Below are 16,607 nucleotides of genomic sequence, written 5' to 3' on the forward strand. Positions count from 1 at the left end.
CGAGCCCACGGCGGGATAGCGCATGAGCGAGGCAGTCACGGACGAACAGCTGGTGGAGCGGGCGCAGGCAGGCGATGCCCGTGCCTTCGAGCTGCTCGTGCGCAAGTATCAGCACAAGATCGTGCAGCTGGTCAGCCGCCTGGTGGGCGAGGCCGATGCGCCGGACGTGGCGCAGGAGAGTTTCATCCGCGCCTGGCGTGCGCTGGCCGGCTTTCGCGGCCAGTCGGCGTTCTACACCTGGCTGTACCGCATCGGCATCAACACCGCCAAGAACCATCTGGTTTCACGCGGCCGGCGGCCTTCCGATCAGGACATCGATATCGCCGACGCGGAACTGTATGGCCATACCGAACATCTAAGTGATGTCGATACCCCGGAAGCGACGCTGCTTTCCGACGAGATCCGCGACGCGGTGACGGCGACGATCGCCAAGCTGCCGCCGGATCTGCGCAGGGCCATCACCCTGCGCGAGCTGGAAGGCTTGTCTTACGAGGAAATCGCCGAGATCATGGACTGTCCGATCGGCACCGTGCGCTCGCGCATCTTCCGCGCCCGCGAAGCGATCGACACCGTCCTGAAACCCTTGCTGGATTGAATGCCATGCCGGGAACTTTTTTGCAGATTTGTGGTTAAGCTTATAGTCAGGCCTATGCCGGTGGTGCGAATGTCTCAGGAATCCCTGTCAGCGCTGTTCGATGGTGAATGCAGCGATGCCGAGCTGGAGGCGTTGCTCAAGGCGCTGGACGCCGAGCCGGCGCTGAAAGCCAGCTGGAGCCGTCAGAGCCTGATGCGCGATGTGCTGCGCGGGCAAAGCCTCAAGACCCCGCCCGTGGACATCTGCGCCGGCGTGATGGCTGCAATCCAGGCCGGGTCGCCCGAGCGCAGCGACAAGGTGGTTTCCCTGTCCGGCCGCCGTGCCGTTCGCAACCGTCGTACAGCCTGGCAGCCCATGGCCGGCCTGGCCGCCGCCGCGGCGGTCGGCGCCATCGCCATCACCCTGGGTGTCAACTATGGCCGCGTGCAGAACGCGGCGCCGGCCGGCCAGCTCAGCGCCAGTGCCGCTGATGTGCAGGCCGTGAAGTACCAGCCGGTGGCGGAAACCGACGAAGACCTGCGCAACTATCTCATCGAACACAGCAACACCCTGGCCGATCGCGGCGTGGGCGGTGCGCTGTCCTATGCCCGCTTCGCCGCGCACAGCGGCGAGGCCTACGCGCAGCCGGCAAGTCTGAGCTACAGCGGTTCCCAGCCGTGATGCTGCGCGCGCCGCTGACTCTGGCTGTCGCGGGCTGGAGCCTGATCGCCGCTGCCGCCGATCCTTCGGCCGCCGACTGGCTGGCGAAGATGAGCGAGGCCGCGCGCAGCAGCAATTACCAGGGCGTGATCGTCTATCAGACGCAGGACCGCCTCGAAACCATGCGCGTGGTGCACCGGAACAAGAACGGTGACGAGGTGGAGCGGGTGCAGACCCTCACCGGCGCGCCGCGCGAGATTCTCAAGCAGGGCAATCAGGTGATCTGCCTGCTGCCCAAGGACCGCAAGGTCACGCTGGAACTGCCCACGCCCAAGGGCCTGTTTCCGGGTCTGACCCCGGAGCGCGTGGCGCAGATCAGCCAGTACTACAGCTTCAACGATGTGGGCAGCGCCCGCATCGCCGGCCGCCAGTGCCGGGGCATCACCATCAGTCCGCGTGACCAGTTCCGTTATGGCTACGAAATCTGGGCCGATGCCGCCACCGCGGTGCCGGTCAAGGTGAACCTGATCGGTCGTGGCAACAATGTTATGGAGCAGCTGATGTTCACCGAGATCGAGTTTCCCAGCTCGATTCCGGACAGCGCGCTGCAGACCGAACTCGATCCCAAGCAGTACCAGCGCGTGACGCGCATGGTGCAGGAGCCGCAGGCGGCGGGTGTTGACGTTCCCGATCTGCAGTTCGCCAATCTGCCGCCCGGCTACCGCGTGACCATGCGCGATGTGCGGCCCACCAGCGACGGTCAGGGCACGGTGGAGCATCTGCTGCTGTCCGACGGCCTGTCGGCGATTTCCGTGTTCAGCGCCCGCCGTCATGTGCCGGCGCGCATGTTCCAGGGCGCTTCGCAGATCGGCGCGCTCAATGCCTACGGTCGCGTGGTGGGCAGCGTGCATGTCACGGTGGTGGGCGAGGCGCCTTCGGAAACCGTGCGCCTGATCGGCGACAACATGCAGCCCGGCAACGGTCTGCCGCAGCTGCAGGCCAGTCCCCAGCCACAGCCGCCTTCGCGCTGAAAAACCCGGCCGGCGCCCTGCTGCGGCATCGCGGCGTTTAGAATTCCCGCAGTTCCAACTTTCAGCGGTGGCACCCGGCCGCCCCTCAGCGGAGTTCCGTGACGATGACGCCTGTTCGCCTTTCGTGGCTGCTGCTGGCCAGCCTGATGCTGCTGGCCGGCTGCCATCGTCAGAGCGCCGGCGGCGTGGCGCAGTATCCCGACTTCGCCGATCTGGTCGAAGGCGTTTCGCCCTCGGTGGTGAACGTCAGCACCGTGCCCACCGAGACGCAGCAGCTGGCCTCGGGCGATCAGGCCCATGACGACGCCGACAGCCTGAAGGAGGCGCCGGAGTGGTTCAAGCGTTTCCTGCAGCGGCATGGCGAAGAGGAGCAGGACACGCAGCCGGAGACGCCGGGCGATACGCCGGACGGCCCGCAATCCCTGGGCTCCGGCTTCATTCTCTGGGAAGACGGCTACATCCTCACCAATTTCCACGTGGTGCGCGACGCCAAGGAAGTGGTGGTGCGTCTGCTCGACCGCCGCCAGTTCACCGCGCAGGTGGTAGGCAGCGACGAGGCCAGCGATATCGCGCTGCTCAAGATCGACGCCAGGAACCTGCCGGTGGTGAAGATCGGCGACGCCGGCAAGCTGCGTCCCGGGCAGTGGGCGCTGGCCATCGGCTCGCCCTTCGGCTTCGATTATTCGGTGACCGTGGGCATCGTCTCCGCCAAGGGCCGCGCCCTGCCCAGCGAGCAGTACGTGCCCTTCATCCAGACCGATGTCGCGATCAACCCCGGCAATTCCGGCGGCCCGCTGTTCAACACCGCCGGCGAGGTGATCGGCGTCAACTCGCAGATCTACTCGCAGTCCGGCGGCTATCAGGGCCTGTCGTTCTCCATTCCCATCGATATCGCGGTCAAGGTGGCGCGCCAGCTGAAGGAGCAGGGCCATGTGATGCGCGGCTGGCTGGGCGTGGTGGTGCAGGAAGTGGATCGCGACATGGCGCAGCAGGCGCACATGGACAAGCCGGAAGGCGCGCTGGTGGCCAAGCTGATGGCCGACAGCCCGGCCCTGAAGTCGGGCTTGCGCGAGGGCGACATCATCCTGCGCTTCAACGGCCAGGACCTGCCCAGCTCCAGCGCCCTGCCGCCGCTGGTGGGCGTCACCGATCCGGGCAAGATCGCGACCCTGGACGTGCTGCGCGAGGGCAAGGCCATCACCGTGAAGGTGGAGGTCGGTTCGCTGAGCCCTGACGCCAGCCAGGCCGAGCCGGCCGGTCCCAGCGGCGGTCCGCTGGGGCTGATGGTGCGGCCGCTGAGCGCCGATGAGCGCAGCAGCGCCAAGGTGGTGGGTCAGGGCGTGCTGGTGGTGGGGGTGCAGGAAGGTCCGGCGGCGCGTGCCGGCGTGCGCGAGAACGATGTGCTGCTGCAGATCGCCGGACAGGAGATCGGCAGCTTCAAGCGCCTGCAGGAAGTGGTGGCGCGGCTGACGCCCGGTTCCAGCGTGCAGCTGCTGGTGCAGCGTCGCGGGGCGCCGCTGTTTCTCACCCTGGACGTGCCCACGCCCGACGCCTTCGCCAACCCGCCATGAGCACCGCGCCCGGGCCCTGGCTGCTGCTGACGCGGCCGGACTGCCATCTCTGCGAGGCATTCGAGGCAGCGCTGCGCGCGCATCTGGCGCCGGCGGTGCCGCAGCTGCGCCATGCCGACGTCGACAGCCGCGGCGAATGGCGCATGCGCTACGGCGCACGCATTCCCGTGCTGCTTGACGAAAACCAGCGGGTATTGGCCGAGGGCATCTTCGACGCCGAGACTTTTGCGCAAAATTTCAGCGCCTAAACCGAACTCCCTTATACTTCACCGCTTGCCTGCACCGGCCTGGCCGCTGCTGGCGGCAATCCAGCTGGCTTTCTCACTCTTCCTCAAGTAGTCATCCGTGCGTCAGGATCATATCCGCAACTTCTGCATCATCGCCCATATCGACCACGGCAAGTCGACGCTGGCCGACCGCTTCATCCAGCTCACCGGCGGCCTGGAACTGCGCGAGATGCAGTCGCAGGTGCTGGACAACAATCCCATCGAGCGCGAGCGTGGCATCACCATCAAGGCGCAGGCGGTGCAGCTGCATTACCGCGCGAAAAACGGTGAGCTGTACCAGTTCAACCTGATCGACACCCCGGGGCATGTGGACTTCTCCTACGAAGTCAGCCGCTCGCTCGCCGCCTGCGAGGGCGCGCTGCTGGTGGTGGACGCCTCGCAGGGCGTGGAAGCGCAGTCGGTGGCCAATTGCTACACGGCGCTGGAGCAGAATCTGGAAGTGCTGCCGGTCCTGAACAAGGTGGACCTCAACAATGCCGAGCCGGATCGCGTCTGCGACGAGATCGAGCAGGTGATCGGCATTCCCGCCAGCGATGCCCTGCGCATCTCGGCCAAGACCGGCCTCAACGTGCCGGACGTGCTGGAGGCCGTGGTCGAGCGGCTGCCACCGCCCAAGGGCAATCCCGAAGGCAAGCTGCAGGCCCTGATCGTCGATTCCTGGTTCGACAACTACCTGGGCGTGGTCTCGCTGGTGCGCGTGGTCAATGGCTCGGTAAAGAAGGGCCAGAAGATCCGCGTGATGTCCACCGGCAAGGACTACGAAATCACCATGATGGGCGTGAACACGCCCAAGCGCCTGTTCAAGGAAGAACTGGAGTGCGGCGAGGTGGGTTTCATCGTCGCCGGCATCAAGGACATCTTCGGCGCGCCGGTGGGCGATACCCTGACCCTGGCCGGCCAGGCCTCCACCGAGCAGCTGCCCGGCTTTCGTCAGGTGCAGCCGCGCGTGTTCGCCGGCATGTTCCCGGTGGACGCCGACGACTTCGAGGACTTCCGCGAATCGCTGCAGAAGCTGCGCCTGAATGATTCGGCCCTGCAGTTCGAGCCCGAGAATTCCACGGCCCTGGGCTTTGGCTTCCGCATCGGCTTTCTGGGCATGCTGCACATGGAGATCGTGCAGGAGCGCCTGGAGCGCGAATACAACCTGAACCTCATCACCACCGCACCCTCGGTGGTCTACGAGGTGCTGCGCAACGACGGCGACGTGATCAAGGTGGACAATCCCGCCGAGCTGCCGGAAGTGGGTTCCATCACCGAAATCCGCGAGCCGATCATCAATGCCCGCATCCTGATGCCGCCCGATTACGTCGGCACCGTGATGCAGCTGTGCATGGAAAAGCGCGGCGTGCAGAAGAACCTGCGCTACCTGGGCAGCCAGGTGCAGATGGAAGTGGAGATGCCGATGGCGGAAGTCGTGCTCGACTTCTTCGACCGCCTGAAGAGCGTGTCGCGCGGCTATGCCTCCTTCGAATACGAGTTCGTGCGCTTCCAGGCCGCCGATCTGGTGCGTCTGGACGTGCTGGTCAATGGCGACAAGGTGGATGCGCTGGCCAGCATCGTGCATCGCGACAATGCCTATCCGCGCGGGCGCGATCTGTGCGAGCGCATGCAGGAAGTCATCCACCGGCAGATGTTCGACATCGCCATCCAGGCTGCCATCGGTGCCAAGATCATCGCCCGCACCACGGTCAAGGCGCTGCGCAAGGACGTGCTGGCCAAGTGTTACGGCGGCGACGTGTCGCGCAAGCGCAAGCTGCTGGAGAAGCAGAAAGAAGGCAAGAAGCGCATGAAGCAGGTCGGCTCGGTGGAGATTCCACAGGAAGCCTTCCTGGCGGTGCTGGGTGTGGATCGAAAAAAATAAGGGGGCGTGAGAGCGTCCGTCTCTTCCGAGGAACACAGCAATATGCAGGGCATACACTTCGATTTCGCGGTCATCCTCAGCGTGCTCACGCTCCTCACCGGCGTGGTCTGGCTGCTGGACAAGCTGCTGCTGGGGCCGGCGCGGCGGCGCAAGCTGACCGTCGATGCCGTGGATCAGCCGGGCGCTTTCGTCGATTTCTGCCGCTCGTTCTTTCCGGTGATTTTCGCGGTGCTGATGCTGCGCTCGTTTCTCGCCGAGCCGTTCCGCATTCCCTCCGGGTCCATGCTGCCGACGCTGCTGGTGGGCGATTTCATCCTGGTCAACAAGTTCACCTACGGCCTGCGCGATCCGGTGTTCCATCACAAGTTCGTGGCGATGGGCGAGCCGCAGCGCGGCGATGTGGTGGTGTTCCGCTGGCCGGTGGATCCGTCCAAGGATTTCATCAAGCGCATCGTCGGCCTGCCGGGCGACCGCATCGTCTATCGCAACAAGCAGCTGTTCGTGAACGATGTGCCGGCGACGCTGGACGCCGACGGCGTGTTCTCCGGCGCCAATCTGCCGCCGCCGGGCGTGGCCTACCGGATGCGTGAGCATCTGCCGCGCGCCGAGAACCAGACCATCGATCACGCGATTCTGGTCAACCCGGACCGCCCGGGTGACGACTTCGAGTTCATCGTGCCGCCCGGCGAATACTTCGCCATGGGCGACAACCGCGACGGCTCCGACGACAGCCGCCACTGGGGCACGCTGCCGGAGGCCAATCTGGTCGGCCGCGCCTTCTTCATCTGGATGTCCTGGGACGCCGAGCGCATGCGCGTGAACTTCTCGCGTATCGGCAGCAGCGTTCGTTAACACAACTTGGCAGCCAATCTCATCCAGCGTCTGCAAAACCGGCTCGCGTACCAGTTCCGCGAGCCGGCCCTGCTCAGCCAGGCGCTCACCCATCGCAGCGCCAGCGCACGCAACAACGAACGCCTGGAGTTTCTCGGCGACGCCCTGGTCAACTTCGTGATTGCCGAGGCGCTGTATCGCCAGCGCGGCGACGCCGAGGAGGGCGCGCTGTCGCGCCTGCGCGCGAGTCTGGTGCGCGAGGAAACCCTGGCCCTGCTCGCCACCAAGCTGGAACTCAGCGAGGTGCTGACCCTGGGCGAGAGCGAGCTCAAGTCCGGCGGCTTTCGTCGGCACTCGATTCTGGCCGATGCCTTCGAGGCGGTGCTGGGCGCGATTTATCTGGACGGCGGTTTCGCTGCCGCCGCGGACGTCTGCCGGCGCTTGTTTGAAGAGCTGCTGGGGCAGTTGCCCGATGCCGATTCATTGAAGGACGCCAAGACCCGCCTGCAGGAATGGCTGCAGGCCCGGCAGCGTCCGCTGCCGCGTTACGAGGTGCTCAGCGAAGAAGGACCGCCGCACGAGCGGCGCTTTGCGGTGCGCGCCAGTCTCGCCGATGGCTCGCACAGCGCCGAGGCCACGGGTCGTTCCCGGCGCGGTGCCGAACAGGATGCGGCGCGCGCGCTGCTGCAAGTTTTGGAGAACGCGGATGCGTAGCGGCATGGTGTCCATCGTCGGCCGGCCGAACGTCGGCAAATCGTCCCTGCTCAATGCCCTGGTCGGACGCAAGGTGAGCATCGTCTCGCACAAGCCGCAGACCACCCGCCATCAGATTCAGGGCGTGGTGAACCTGCCGGGTGCGCAGCTGGTGTTCGTCGATACGCCGGGCCTGCACAGACAGCAGACGCGCCAGCTCAACCGCCTGATGAATGAAACCGCCGCCGCCGCGCTGCACGACGTGGATGTGGTGGTGCTGGTGCTGGAATGCGGGCGTCTGACCGAAGAGGATCAGGCGGTGCTGCAGCGGATCAAGGGGCTGAACCCCGCCACGCCCGTGGGCCTGGTGCTGAACAAGATCGACCGGGTGAAGGATCGCGAGGCCCTGCTGCCGGAGCTGCAGAAGCTGGCCGCCCTGCACGATTTCGCTTTCGTGGTGCCGCTGTCGGCGCTCAAGCGCAGCAATGTGAACGCGCTGCTCGAGGAACTCGCCAAGCGCCTGCCGGAAGGCCCGCAGCTGTATCCGGATGACATGCAGGTGGGTTACGACGACGCCTTCCTGGTCAGCGAGATCGTGCGCGAGAAGCTGACCCGCACCCTGCATCAGGAACTGCCGTACTCGCTGACCGTGAGCGTCGAGCAGTACGAGCGCGAAGGTCGCATGGATCGCGTCGACGCGGTGATCTGGGTGGAGCGCGAAGGCCAGAAGAAGATCGTGATCGGCGAGGGCGGCGCGGCGCTGAAGCTGGTCGGCAGCAAGGCGCGCATGGAGCTGGAGCGTCTGCTCGGCCGCAAGGTGTTCTTGAAACTCTGGTGTCGCGTGCGCGAAAACTGGAGTGACGATCTCAAGTCGCTCAAGCAGTTCGGGCTCACACCCGAGTAAAGCGCGGCGATGCGCACGCGCGTCGAGCTGGAGCCGGTCTATCTGCTGAGCAGCCGCGCCTATCGCGACAGCAGCCTGCTGCTGGAAGTGTTCTCACGCGCGCGCGGCCGTGTCGGTCTGGTCGCGCGCAGCGCGCGCGGCGGCAATTCGCGCTGGCGCGGCGCGCTGCAGAGCTTCACGCCGCTGCTGCTGAGCTGGAGTGAGGCCGGCGAGCTGGGCACGCTCAGCGGTGCGGAAGCCGCCGGCCCGGCGCTGGCCCTGCAGGGCGAGCGCGTGTTTCATGGCTGGTATCTCAACGAGCTGCTGCTGCGGCTGCTGCCGCGCCATGACGCGCATGCCTCGCTGTTCGAACGCTATGCCCTGGCCCTGGCGCAGCTGGCCGGCGAGGCGGCGCTGGCCGAGGAGGCGCTGCGCATCTTCGAAAAGCATCTGCTCGCCGAACTGGGTTACGGCCTGCTGCTGCCGGATGAGCTGGAGCCCGCACAGCGCTATCGCTACGACGCCGAGTTGGGGCCGCTGCCCGCCGTCGCCGATGATGCGTCGGCTTATGCCGGCGCCAGCCTGATTGGCCTGCGCGATGAGCATCTGCCCGATGCGCCGGCGCGGCGCGACGCGCTGCGCCTGCTGCGTGCGGCCATCGCCCCGCATCTGGGCGGCAAGCCGCTGCAGACGCCGCGTCTGCTGCGCGAGCTCAAGGCGCGTTCCTGAGGGCGCCACGGCAAAGAATGGATGGCCTGGCTTGCGGCGTATCAAGGCACGGCGGCGGGCGCAGCTCTTACAATGCCGCACTTCACGAGTCTGCTCCATGGCCAAGAAACGCGCTTTGTCCCCCATCCGCCTCGGCGTCAATGTCGATCACGTCGCCACCCTGCGCCAGGCGCGCGGCACGCCGTATCCCGATCCGGTGGAAGCCGCGCTGAGCGCGGCCGCGGCCGGCGCCGCCAGCATCACCGTGCATCTGCGCGAGGATCGCCGCCACATCCAGGACCATGATGTGCAGCGCCTGCTGGCGGTCTCGCCGGTGCCGGTGAATCTGGAGATGGCGGTGACCAGCGAGATGGTCGCCATCGCCTGCAAGCTCAAGCCTGCTTACGCCTGTCTGGTGCCGGAGCGGCGCGAGGAAGTGACCACCGAAGGCGGGCTGGATGTGGCCGGCAATCGGGACGCCGTGCGCGCGGCCTGCGCGCGGCTGAGCCAGGCCGGCATCGCCGTGGCCTTGTTCATCGACGCCGATCCGCGCCAGCTCAAGGCTGCGCGGGACTGCGGTGCGCCGCATCTGGAAATCCACACCGGACGCTATGCCGATACGCGCGGCAAGACGCAGGCGGCGGAGCTGGCGCGCATCGCGCAGTTCGCGCGCCGCGCACAGCGCGCGGGCTTCGAGGTGCATGCCGGCCATGGCCTGAATCTGGACAACGTCGCGCCGATGGCGCGTATCGCCGAGATCGTGGAGCTGAACATCGGGCACAGCATCGTGGCGGATGCCTTGGCCGTGGGCATGCCGGCGGCGGTGGCGCGCATGCGGCGGGCGATGCAGGAGGCGCGCGGCGCATGACGAAGTCTGGCCGCGGCAAGACACGCTCTGCCCGCGCCAGTGGCGAGAGGGCCGGCGTGCTTCACCGACGACCCGGTGCGCAGCCTGATCGGGCGCCCCCTCACCCTGACCCTCTCCCCCACGTGCGTGGGGAAGAGGGGAAAAAGGCGGCTCCGAAGCCCGAAAAAAAACAGGCGTCCGCCAGCCGGCGCTTGCCACTGGCAAGCGTTGAAAGCCCGGGCATTGGCCCGGGGCCCCGACCCCGGGCGTTCGCCCGGCAGGGTTTGCCACTGGCAAACCCTGAAAGCCCGGGCTCACTTCATGGCATCGGGGTGGATGTTTTGCGCATCGAGCGCATGGAGCAGCTCCTGCAGCGGCGTGGCACGCGGGTGCTGACGCGCCTGCTGTGTGCGGCCGAGCGTCGCGAGGTGAAGGCGCGTACGAATACGGCGCGGGCACTGGCGATGTGCTGGGCGGCCAAGGAGGCTTTCGTCAAGGCACTCGGCTGCGGTTTCTCCGCCGGTATCGCCTGGCGCGATGTCGGTGTGGTGCGCGAAGCCAATGGCCGCCCGACACTGATCTTCAGCCGCAGCATGAAAGCGCGCTTGAAGCAGGAAGGCGTGGGCGCCACCCACATCTCGCTGTCCGACGACGGCGGACAGGTCTGCGCCTATGTGATTCTGGAGCGCCGGCGCGCCTGAGCCGCCACGCGGCTCAGGGCTTCGCGCGCTGCCGCTGTCCCTCACCGCGCATCGCGGTCAGCGTCTCGTCCACCGCACGCCGCACGCTGTCCAGCTTCTGTCGCACCACCGGACCGTTGGTGAGCACGTCCTGGTTCTTCAGCCAGCTTTCCATCGCCGCCGTGGTCTGCTTGAGCTGCGCCAGGTGATAGAAGGCGGCGGTGCCGCGCAGGGTGTGCGCCGCGTCGCGGGCCTGCTGCAGGCGCTCGCCGCTGATCTCGCGTTCCAGATCGGCCAGCTGCGCCGGCAGCTCCTCGGTGAGCAGGGACAGCAGCTCCGGGTCCTGCGCCAGCTTGGCGGCGGAGTGCGACTCGCGGCGCAGCGCGGGCTCCAGTGCCGCCAGCAGCTGCGCCTCATCGAAGGGTTTGATCAGCACTTCGTCGGCGCCGGCGGCGAGGAAGTCGCGGCGCTCGTCCGGCTCCAGGTGCGCGCTCACCGCCAGGATGCGGCAGCGGCTTTCGCCTTTTTCCGCGGCGCGGATCGCGCGGGCGCAGCCGGCGCCGTCCAGCTCCGGCATCTTGGCATCGAGCAGCACGATGTCCGGACGCACGGTCAGCCAGCGCTCGAAGGCTTCGCGGCCGTCCTTGGCCTCGCTGGTCTTCAGGCCCAGTTCGGCGCAGAGCCGCACCAGATAACGGCGGTTGACCAGGTTGTTGTCGGCAACCAGCGCCTGCTTGCCGCTCAGCGGCGGCAGCGCCTGGGTCTGCGGATTGAGCAGACCCGCCAGATCGTTGTAGAGCCGCTGCCGCGTCACGGACTTGGGATGGCAGATGGCGGCGCCAAGCTGGCGCAGCTGTTCCAGCAGCGGCGGCGACACCGAGTTGACCAGCATCAGCGCGGGCGGGCCATGTTCGCGGCAGTTGCGCAGCAGGCGCGCCAGCTCCGGCTTGTCGACGTCGGCGGCCGGCAGGCCCAGCACCACCACGGCCGGGCGGCGTTCCGCGGCGATATTGAGCAGGGCCTCGCTCAAGGGCTCCAGCGAGCCGAAGCTCTGCACCGACAGGCCCCAGAATTCCAGCCAGTGCAGCCAGGCCAGGCGTGCGGCGTGATGCGGCTCATACAGCCAGACGCGGTGTTCACCCAGCGGCCGGTCCTCGTGCACGGCGCTCTCGTCGGCGGCATTGAGCTTGAAGGGCAGCAGGGCGCTGAAGGTGGAGCCGGAGCCGGGCGTGCTTTCCAGATTGATCTCGCCGCCCATCAGCTCGGCGAGCTTGCGCGAGATGGACAGGCCCAGGCCGCTGCCGCCGTGGGCGCGTCCCACCTGACGGAAGGGCTGGAACAAGCGCGCCTGCTGATCCGGGGCGATGCCCACGCCGGTGTCGGCGACCGCGAAACGCAGCCAGTGCCGGCCCGGCTCTTCGCGTTCACCCATGACCCGCAGCACCACCTCGCCGTGCTCGGTGAACTTGATGGCATTGGACAGCAGGTTGGTGAGGATCTGCCGCAGGCGCTGCGCGTCGCCGCGCAGCTCGCGCGGCACGTCGTGGTAGATGATGCGCACCAGCTCCAGGTTCTTCTCGTAGGCCAGCGGCGCCAGCAGCGCGACCGTCGATTCCACGGTGTCGTAGAGATCGAAGCGCAGCTCATCCAGCTTCAGGCGTCCGGCCTCGATGCGCGACCAGTCGAGCAGGTCGTTGATCATGGTCAGCAGCGCGCGCGCCGACTTGTCCAGCGTATCCAGATGCTGCAGCTGCTCGGCGTCGAGCTTGGTCCGGCGCAGCAGATCGGCGTAGCCGAGAATGCCGGTCAGCGGTGTGCGCAGCTCATGCGACATGCTCGACAGGCGTTCGCTTTGCTGACGCGCCTCTTCCTGGGCCTCGCCGGCGCCCACCCGCAGCTGCTGGTTCTGCGCCAGCAGCTCGTCGCGTTCACGACGCAGACGCAGCGTGGTCTGCTGCACGGCGTCCTCGAAACGCGAATTCAGCTCGCCCAGCTGCTGGGCGATGCGGTTGATGTCGCTGGACATCATGCCGTAGAGGCCGGTGAGCTCGGCGGGTGCGCGCACCTCGGTGCGGCCCGAGGCCAGGCGGTGCAGGGTGCTGCCCAGTACCAGCAGGCTGCGGCGCAGACTGCGCCGGTAGATCAGCACCAGGGCCACCACCAGCAGATTGAGCAGGGCGACCAGGGCATAGCGCACCAGGGGCGCCAGGGACAGCATCTGGATGACGGCCACGAGCCATAGCGCCGTGCTGATCCCGAACAGGACCAGAATCGGCCAGATCTGTGGCAAAGAACGGCTGTAGCGCTGATCGGCTTCCATTAAAATCGGCAGATGAACTATCCGAGCCTCGCCGATTCTATCGGCAATACGCCCATTGCCCAGCTCAAGCGCTTGCCGGGGATTGGTAATAACACCCTACTGGTCAAGCTGGAGGGCAATAATCCGGCTGGCTCGGTCAAGGACCGCCCAGCCTACTCCATGATCCGTCGTGCCGAGGAGCGTGGCGAGATCAGGCCGGGCGACGTGCTGATTGAAGCGACCAGCGGCAACACCGGCATCGCCCTGGCCATGGCGGCGGCGGTGAAGGGTTACAGGATGGTGCTGATCATGCCTGAACATCTGTCGGTGGAGCGCCGCGCGGTGATGAAGGCCTTCGGCGCCGAGCTGATTCTGGTCAGCCAGAAGGAGGGCATGGAAGGCGCCCGCGACCTGGCCATGGCCATGCAGGCGCAGGGCAAGGGCCGGGTGCTGGACCAGTTCGCCAATCCCGACAATCCGCGCGCGCACTACGAGGGCACCGCCCCGGAAATCTGGCGCGCGACGGGCGGCCGCATCACGCACTTCGTGTCCTCGATGGGCACCACCGGCACGATCATGGGCTGCGCGCGTTTCTTCAAGGAGCAGAATCCCGCGCCGCAGATCATCGGCGTGCAGCCCGATGGCGAATCCTCGATCCCCGGCATCCGCAAGTGGCCGGAGGCTTACCTGCCGAAGATCTTCGACGCCAGGCGCGTGGACCGCGTGATCGAAGTCAGCGCCCAGGACGCCGAAGACACCATGCGCCTGGTGGGGCAGGTGGAAGGCCTGTTCTGCGGCCCGTCCTCGGGCGGCGCGCTGTGGACGGCGTTGCAGATCTGCAAGGAAGTGGAGAACGCCACCATCGTCAGCATCGTCTGCGACCGTGGCGACCGCTACATCTCCACCGGCGTGTTCCCGGCGTGAGCTTCAAGGAACCGGTGCTGGTTTTCGACATCGAGACGATTCCCGATCTCGAGGGCGGACGCCGCGTGCTGGGCCTGGACAGCCTGGGCGATGCCGAGGTCTGGCAGGCGATGAAGACCCAGCGCCTGGCGGAGAAGGGCAATGACTTCATGCCCGGGCATCTGCAGCGCGTGGTGGCGATTTCCGTGGTGCTGCGCCAGCAGGACACGCTGCGCTGCTGGTCGCTGGGTGATGAAGACGCCGAGGAAGGCGAGTTGATCCAGCGCTTCTACGACGGCATCGAGAAATACCGGCCGGTGATCGTGTCCTGGAACGGCGGCGGTTTCGATCTGCCGGTGCTGCATTACCGCGCCCTGATCCACGGCTGCGTGGCGCCGCGTTACTGGGACACCGGCTACTTCGACCGCGAAGCGAAGTGGGACAACTACCTGGGCCGCTACCAGTTCCGCCACACCGATCTCATGGACGTGCTGGCCCTGTACAGCGGCCGGCAGAACGCGCCGCTCAACGAGATTGCGATGCTGCTGGGTTTTCCCGGCAAGCTGGGCATGGACGGCTCCAAGGTCTTCGATGCCTACAAGGCCGGCGATCTGGCCGGTATCCGCGCCTACTGCGAAACCGATGTGCTCAACACCTGGCTCGTCTATCTGCGTTTCGAGCTGATGCGCGGCCGTCTCACCCACGAGCAGCACCAGCAGGAAGAGGCGCGCGTGCGCCAATTCCTCGACGCGAGCAGCGCCACGCACTGGCGCGAATTCAACGACGCCTGGCTGGTTTAGAACCTATCCCATGCGCAAACGCAAACCCCTGCCGGCCGGCGAACATACGGCCGAGATCATCGACTTTGACCACGAGGGCCGCGGCTTCGCGCGCATCGAGGGCAAGGCCACGTTCATTGCCGACGCCCTGCCGGGCGAGCGCGTGCGCTTCAAGTATCTGCGCACGGCGCGCGACTTCGACGAGGGCCAGTGTCTGGCCGTGGAGCAGGCCTCGCCGCATCGCGTGACGCCGGGCTGCGCGCACTTCGGCCTGTGCGGCGGCTGCAGCATGCAGCACCTGGACAGCGCGCAGCAGATCGTGTTCAAGCAGAAGCAGATGCTCGATCAGCTGCAGCGCAGTGCCAGGCTGCAGCCGCAGGAAATCGCGCCGCCGCTCACCGCCGAGGTCTGGGGCTACCGGCGTCGCGCGCGCCTGGGTGTGAAGGACGTGCCGAAGAAGGGCGCCGTGCTGGTGGGCTTTCGTGAACGCGAGTCGAGCTTTCTCGCCGCGCTGGACAGCTGCCAGGTGCTCGATCCGCGCGTGGGCCTGAAGCTGCGTGCGCTGGGCGAGCTGATCGCGTCCTTGAGCCTCCATCGCCAGATTCCGCAGATCGAAGTCGCCTGCTGCCCCGAGCGCGTGGCCCTGGTGTTCCGCGTGCTGAGTGCGCCCAGCGTGGAGGATCGCGAGAAGCTGCTGGCCTTTGCGCAGCGCGAGGGCTTTGATGTCTATCTGCAGACCGGCGGCATCGACAGCATCGCGCCGCTCAACGAAGCGCAGCCGCTGCAATACTCGCCCGATGGCTCGGAGCTGCGCCTGCAGTTCAAGCCGGCGGATTTCATACAGGTCAATGGTTCGGTCAGCCAGCAGACCGTGAATCAGGCCCTGGACTGGCTGGAGCCGAGTCCCGGCGAGCGCGTGCTGGAGCTGTTCTGCGGGCTGGGCAATTTCTCGCTGCCCTTGGCGCGGCGCGGGGCGCAGGTGCTGGCGGTGGAAGGCGAGGCCGGGCTGGTGCAGCGTGCGCGTGACAATGCGCAGCGCAATGGTCTGGAGATCCGTTTCGAGAAGGCCGACCTGTTTCTGTCACGTGGCGATGAGAGCTGGCTGCAACCGGCTTTCGACAAGGTGCTGCTCGATCCGCCACGTGCCGGTGCCAAGGAGATCCTGCCGATCGTGGCCAAGCGCAAGCCGAGGCGCATCGTGTACGTGTCCTGTCATCCCGGCACGCTGGCGCGCGATGCGGGCACGCTGGTGCATGAGTTTGGCTACACGCTGGCGCGGGCCGGGGTGATGGATATGTTTCCGCACACGAGTCATGTCGAGAGCATGGCTTTGTTCGTGTTGCCTTGAGGCATACGCGGCGATGAGCCAAGCGTTGCATGCGCGTGAAGCCTCCTCCTTATTCGTAGGGCGGGTTAGGCGCGATAGCGCCGTAAGCCGCCAGGGCTTGGTTGCTGGTTGGCCAGCTTTATCTCTCGATCTATTGCCTCATTCGTCCGCCCTTCGGCGGACGACTCACTTCTCTTTGCTTGTGCAAAGAGAAGTAAGCAAGAGAAAGCACACCCCGGCTCTGGCGCCGGCTTCGCCGGTGCCTTCGCTGTGCAACGTGCTCGGGGCCGTCGCGCACAGGCCATCCATGGCCTGTACGCAACTGAGCCGAACATCCTGTTCGGCTCTCCCCTGCGCTCGCCGCACAGCTCAGCGCCAGAGACGGGGACCCCAACATCAAAAGCAACAGCAGCTTCGAGCACGGAGCGTCGCTGCGCTGTGCTGTGCTGTTGCCTTTAACCCCCTTTGCCTCGCACCGAGCAGCGTAGCGAGCGCAGTGGGAGAGCCGAACAGGAAGTTCGGCTCAGTTGCAGCCGCGCCATGGATGGCGCGTCTGCAACGGCCCCGAGCACGCGGAGCAGCGCAGGCTGCCGGTGCCGCGTCAGCGGCACCGGATGCGAGGCGTAGGGTGTGCTTTCTCTTGGGTACTTCTCTTTGCACAAGCAAAGAGAAG

The 16,607-nt window shown here is 66.6% G+C and carries 16 protein-coding genes; 15 read left to right on the plus strand and 1 reads right to left on the minus strand.

Annotated features, from left to right (window positions below):
• Nucleotides 1-22: 22 nt before the first annotated feature.
• The 12 genes from rpoE to acpS all read left to right on the plus strand — a co-directional run bounded on the left by rpoE (nt 23) and on the right by acpS (nt 10,647).
• The gene (gene rpoE, locus BMY12_RS11165; RefSeq protein ID WP_093285958.1) at nt 23-595 is read left to right on the plus strand and encodes an RNA polymerase sigma factor RpoE; all 573 of its coding nucleotides are present in this window, start codon (nt 23-25) and stop codon (nt 593-595) included.
• Between the two features lie 69 nt (nt 596-664).
• Nucleotides 665-1,255 carry a sigma-E factor negative regulatory protein gene (locus BMY12_RS11170; RefSeq protein WP_177188954.1) on the plus strand — a complete coding sequence of 197 codons (591 nt, stop codon included), beginning with the start codon at nt 665-667 and terminating at the stop codon, nt 1,253-1,255.
• On the plus strand, nt 1,255-2,265 hold the full coding sequence (locus tag BMY12_RS11175) for a MucB/RseB C-terminal domain-containing protein (RefSeq protein ID WP_093285964.1): 1,011 nt from the start codon (nt 1,255-1,257) through the stop codon (nt 2,263-2,265). Before BMY12_RS11170 ends, BMY12_RS11175 begins: the two co-directional genes overlap by 1 nt.
• 104 nt (nt 2,266-2,369) lie before the next feature.
• Entirely contained in the window at nt 2,370-3,836 is a 1,467-nt protein-coding gene (locus tag BMY12_RS11180; protein WP_093285966.1) for a Do family serine endopeptidase, read from the plus strand.
• Nucleotides 3,833-4,084 carry a glutaredoxin family protein gene (locus tag BMY12_RS11185; protein ID WP_093285969.1) on the plus strand — a complete coding sequence of 84 codons (252 nt, stop codon included), beginning with the start codon at nt 3,833-3,835 and terminating at the stop codon, nt 4,082-4,084. Before BMY12_RS11180 ends, BMY12_RS11185 begins: the two co-directional genes overlap by 4 nt.
• A gap of 97 nt (nt 4,085-4,181) precedes the next feature.
• A complete protein-coding gene (gene lepA / locus BMY12_RS11190; RefSeq protein ID WP_093285972.1) occupies nt 4,182-5,984 on the plus strand; it encodes a translation elongation factor 4 in 1,803 nt (600 codons plus the stop codon).
• Nucleotides 5,985-6,026: 42 nt separating this feature from the next.
• Entirely contained in the window at nt 6,027-6,836 is an 810-nt protein-coding gene (lepB, locus tag BMY12_RS11195) for a signal peptidase I (protein WP_093285976.1), read from the plus strand.
• A 6-nt stretch (nt 6,837-6,842) separates the two neighbouring features.
• Complete coding sequence (gene rnc, locus BMY12_RS11200) at nt 6,843-7,529, plus strand: ribonuclease III (RefSeq protein WP_093285979.1); 687 nt, start codon at nt 6,843-6,845, stop codon at nt 7,527-7,529.
• The gene (gene era, locus BMY12_RS11205; RefSeq protein WP_093285982.1) at nt 7,522-8,412 is read left to right on the plus strand and encodes a GTPase Era; all 891 of its coding nucleotides are present in this window, start codon (nt 7,522-7,524) and stop codon (nt 8,410-8,412) included. The genes rnc and era overlap by 8 nt, the downstream gene beginning before the upstream one ends.
• Nucleotides 8,413-8,421: 9 nt before the next feature.
• The gene (recO, locus tag BMY12_RS11210; protein WP_093285984.1) at nt 8,422-9,120 is read left to right on the plus strand and encodes a DNA repair protein RecO; all 699 of its coding nucleotides are present in this window, start codon (nt 8,422-8,424) and stop codon (nt 9,118-9,120) included.
• A 115-nt stretch (nt 9,121-9,235) separates the two neighbouring features.
• A complete protein-coding gene (pdxJ, locus tag BMY12_RS11215) occupies nt 9,236-9,967 on the plus strand; it encodes a pyridoxine 5'-phosphate synthase (protein ID WP_366516807.1) in 732 nt (243 codons plus the stop codon).
• Nucleotides 9,964-10,647: a holo-ACP synthase gene (acpS, locus tag BMY12_RS20825; protein ID WP_093285991.1), complete on the plus strand. Its 684-nt coding sequence runs from the start codon at nt 9,964-9,966 to the stop codon at nt 10,645-10,647. Before pdxJ ends, acpS begins: the two co-directional genes overlap by 4 nt.
• A gap of 13 nt (nt 10,648-10,660) precedes the next feature.
• Here the strand turns inward: acpS and BMY12_RS11225 are convergent, their stop codons facing one another.
• Nucleotides 10,661-12,946: an ATP-binding protein gene (locus BMY12_RS11225; RefSeq protein WP_093285994.1), complete on the minus strand. Its 2,286-nt coding sequence runs from the start codon at nt 12,944-12,946 to the stop codon at nt 10,661-10,663.
• A gap of 12 nt (nt 12,947-12,958) precedes the next feature.
• On the opposite strand from BMY12_RS11225, the gene cysM reads away from it, so the two are divergent.
• Genes cysM through rlmD form a run of 3 tightly spaced genes read left to right on the plus strand, consistent with a single transcriptional unit; the run spans nt 12,959 to nt 15,955 of the window.
• Nucleotides 12,959-13,849 carry a cysteine synthase CysM gene (gene cysM / locus BMY12_RS11230; RefSeq protein ID WP_093285997.1) on the plus strand — a complete coding sequence of 297 codons (891 nt, stop codon included), beginning with the start codon at nt 12,959-12,961 and terminating at the stop codon, nt 13,847-13,849.
• A complete protein-coding gene (locus BMY12_RS11235) occupies nt 13,846-14,628 on the plus strand; it encodes a 3'-5' exonuclease (protein ID WP_093286001.1) in 783 nt (260 codons plus the stop codon). Before cysM ends, BMY12_RS11235 begins: the two co-directional genes overlap by 4 nt.
• Nucleotides 14,629-14,638: 10 nt before the next feature.
• Nucleotides 14,639-15,955, plus strand: a complete 1,317-nt coding sequence (gene rlmD / locus BMY12_RS11240) for a 23S rRNA (uracil(1939)-C(5))-methyltransferase RlmD (RefSeq protein ID WP_093286003.1) — start codon at nt 14,639-14,641, stop codon at nt 15,953-15,955.
• Nucleotides 15,956-16,607 lie beyond the last annotated feature (652 nt).

Origin of the sequence: Solimonas aquatica (assembly GCF_900111015.1) — a bacterium.
In the GTDB taxonomy this organism is placed as follows: domain Bacteria; phylum Pseudomonadota; class Gammaproteobacteria; order Nevskiales; family Nevskiaceae; genus Solimonas; species Solimonas aquatica.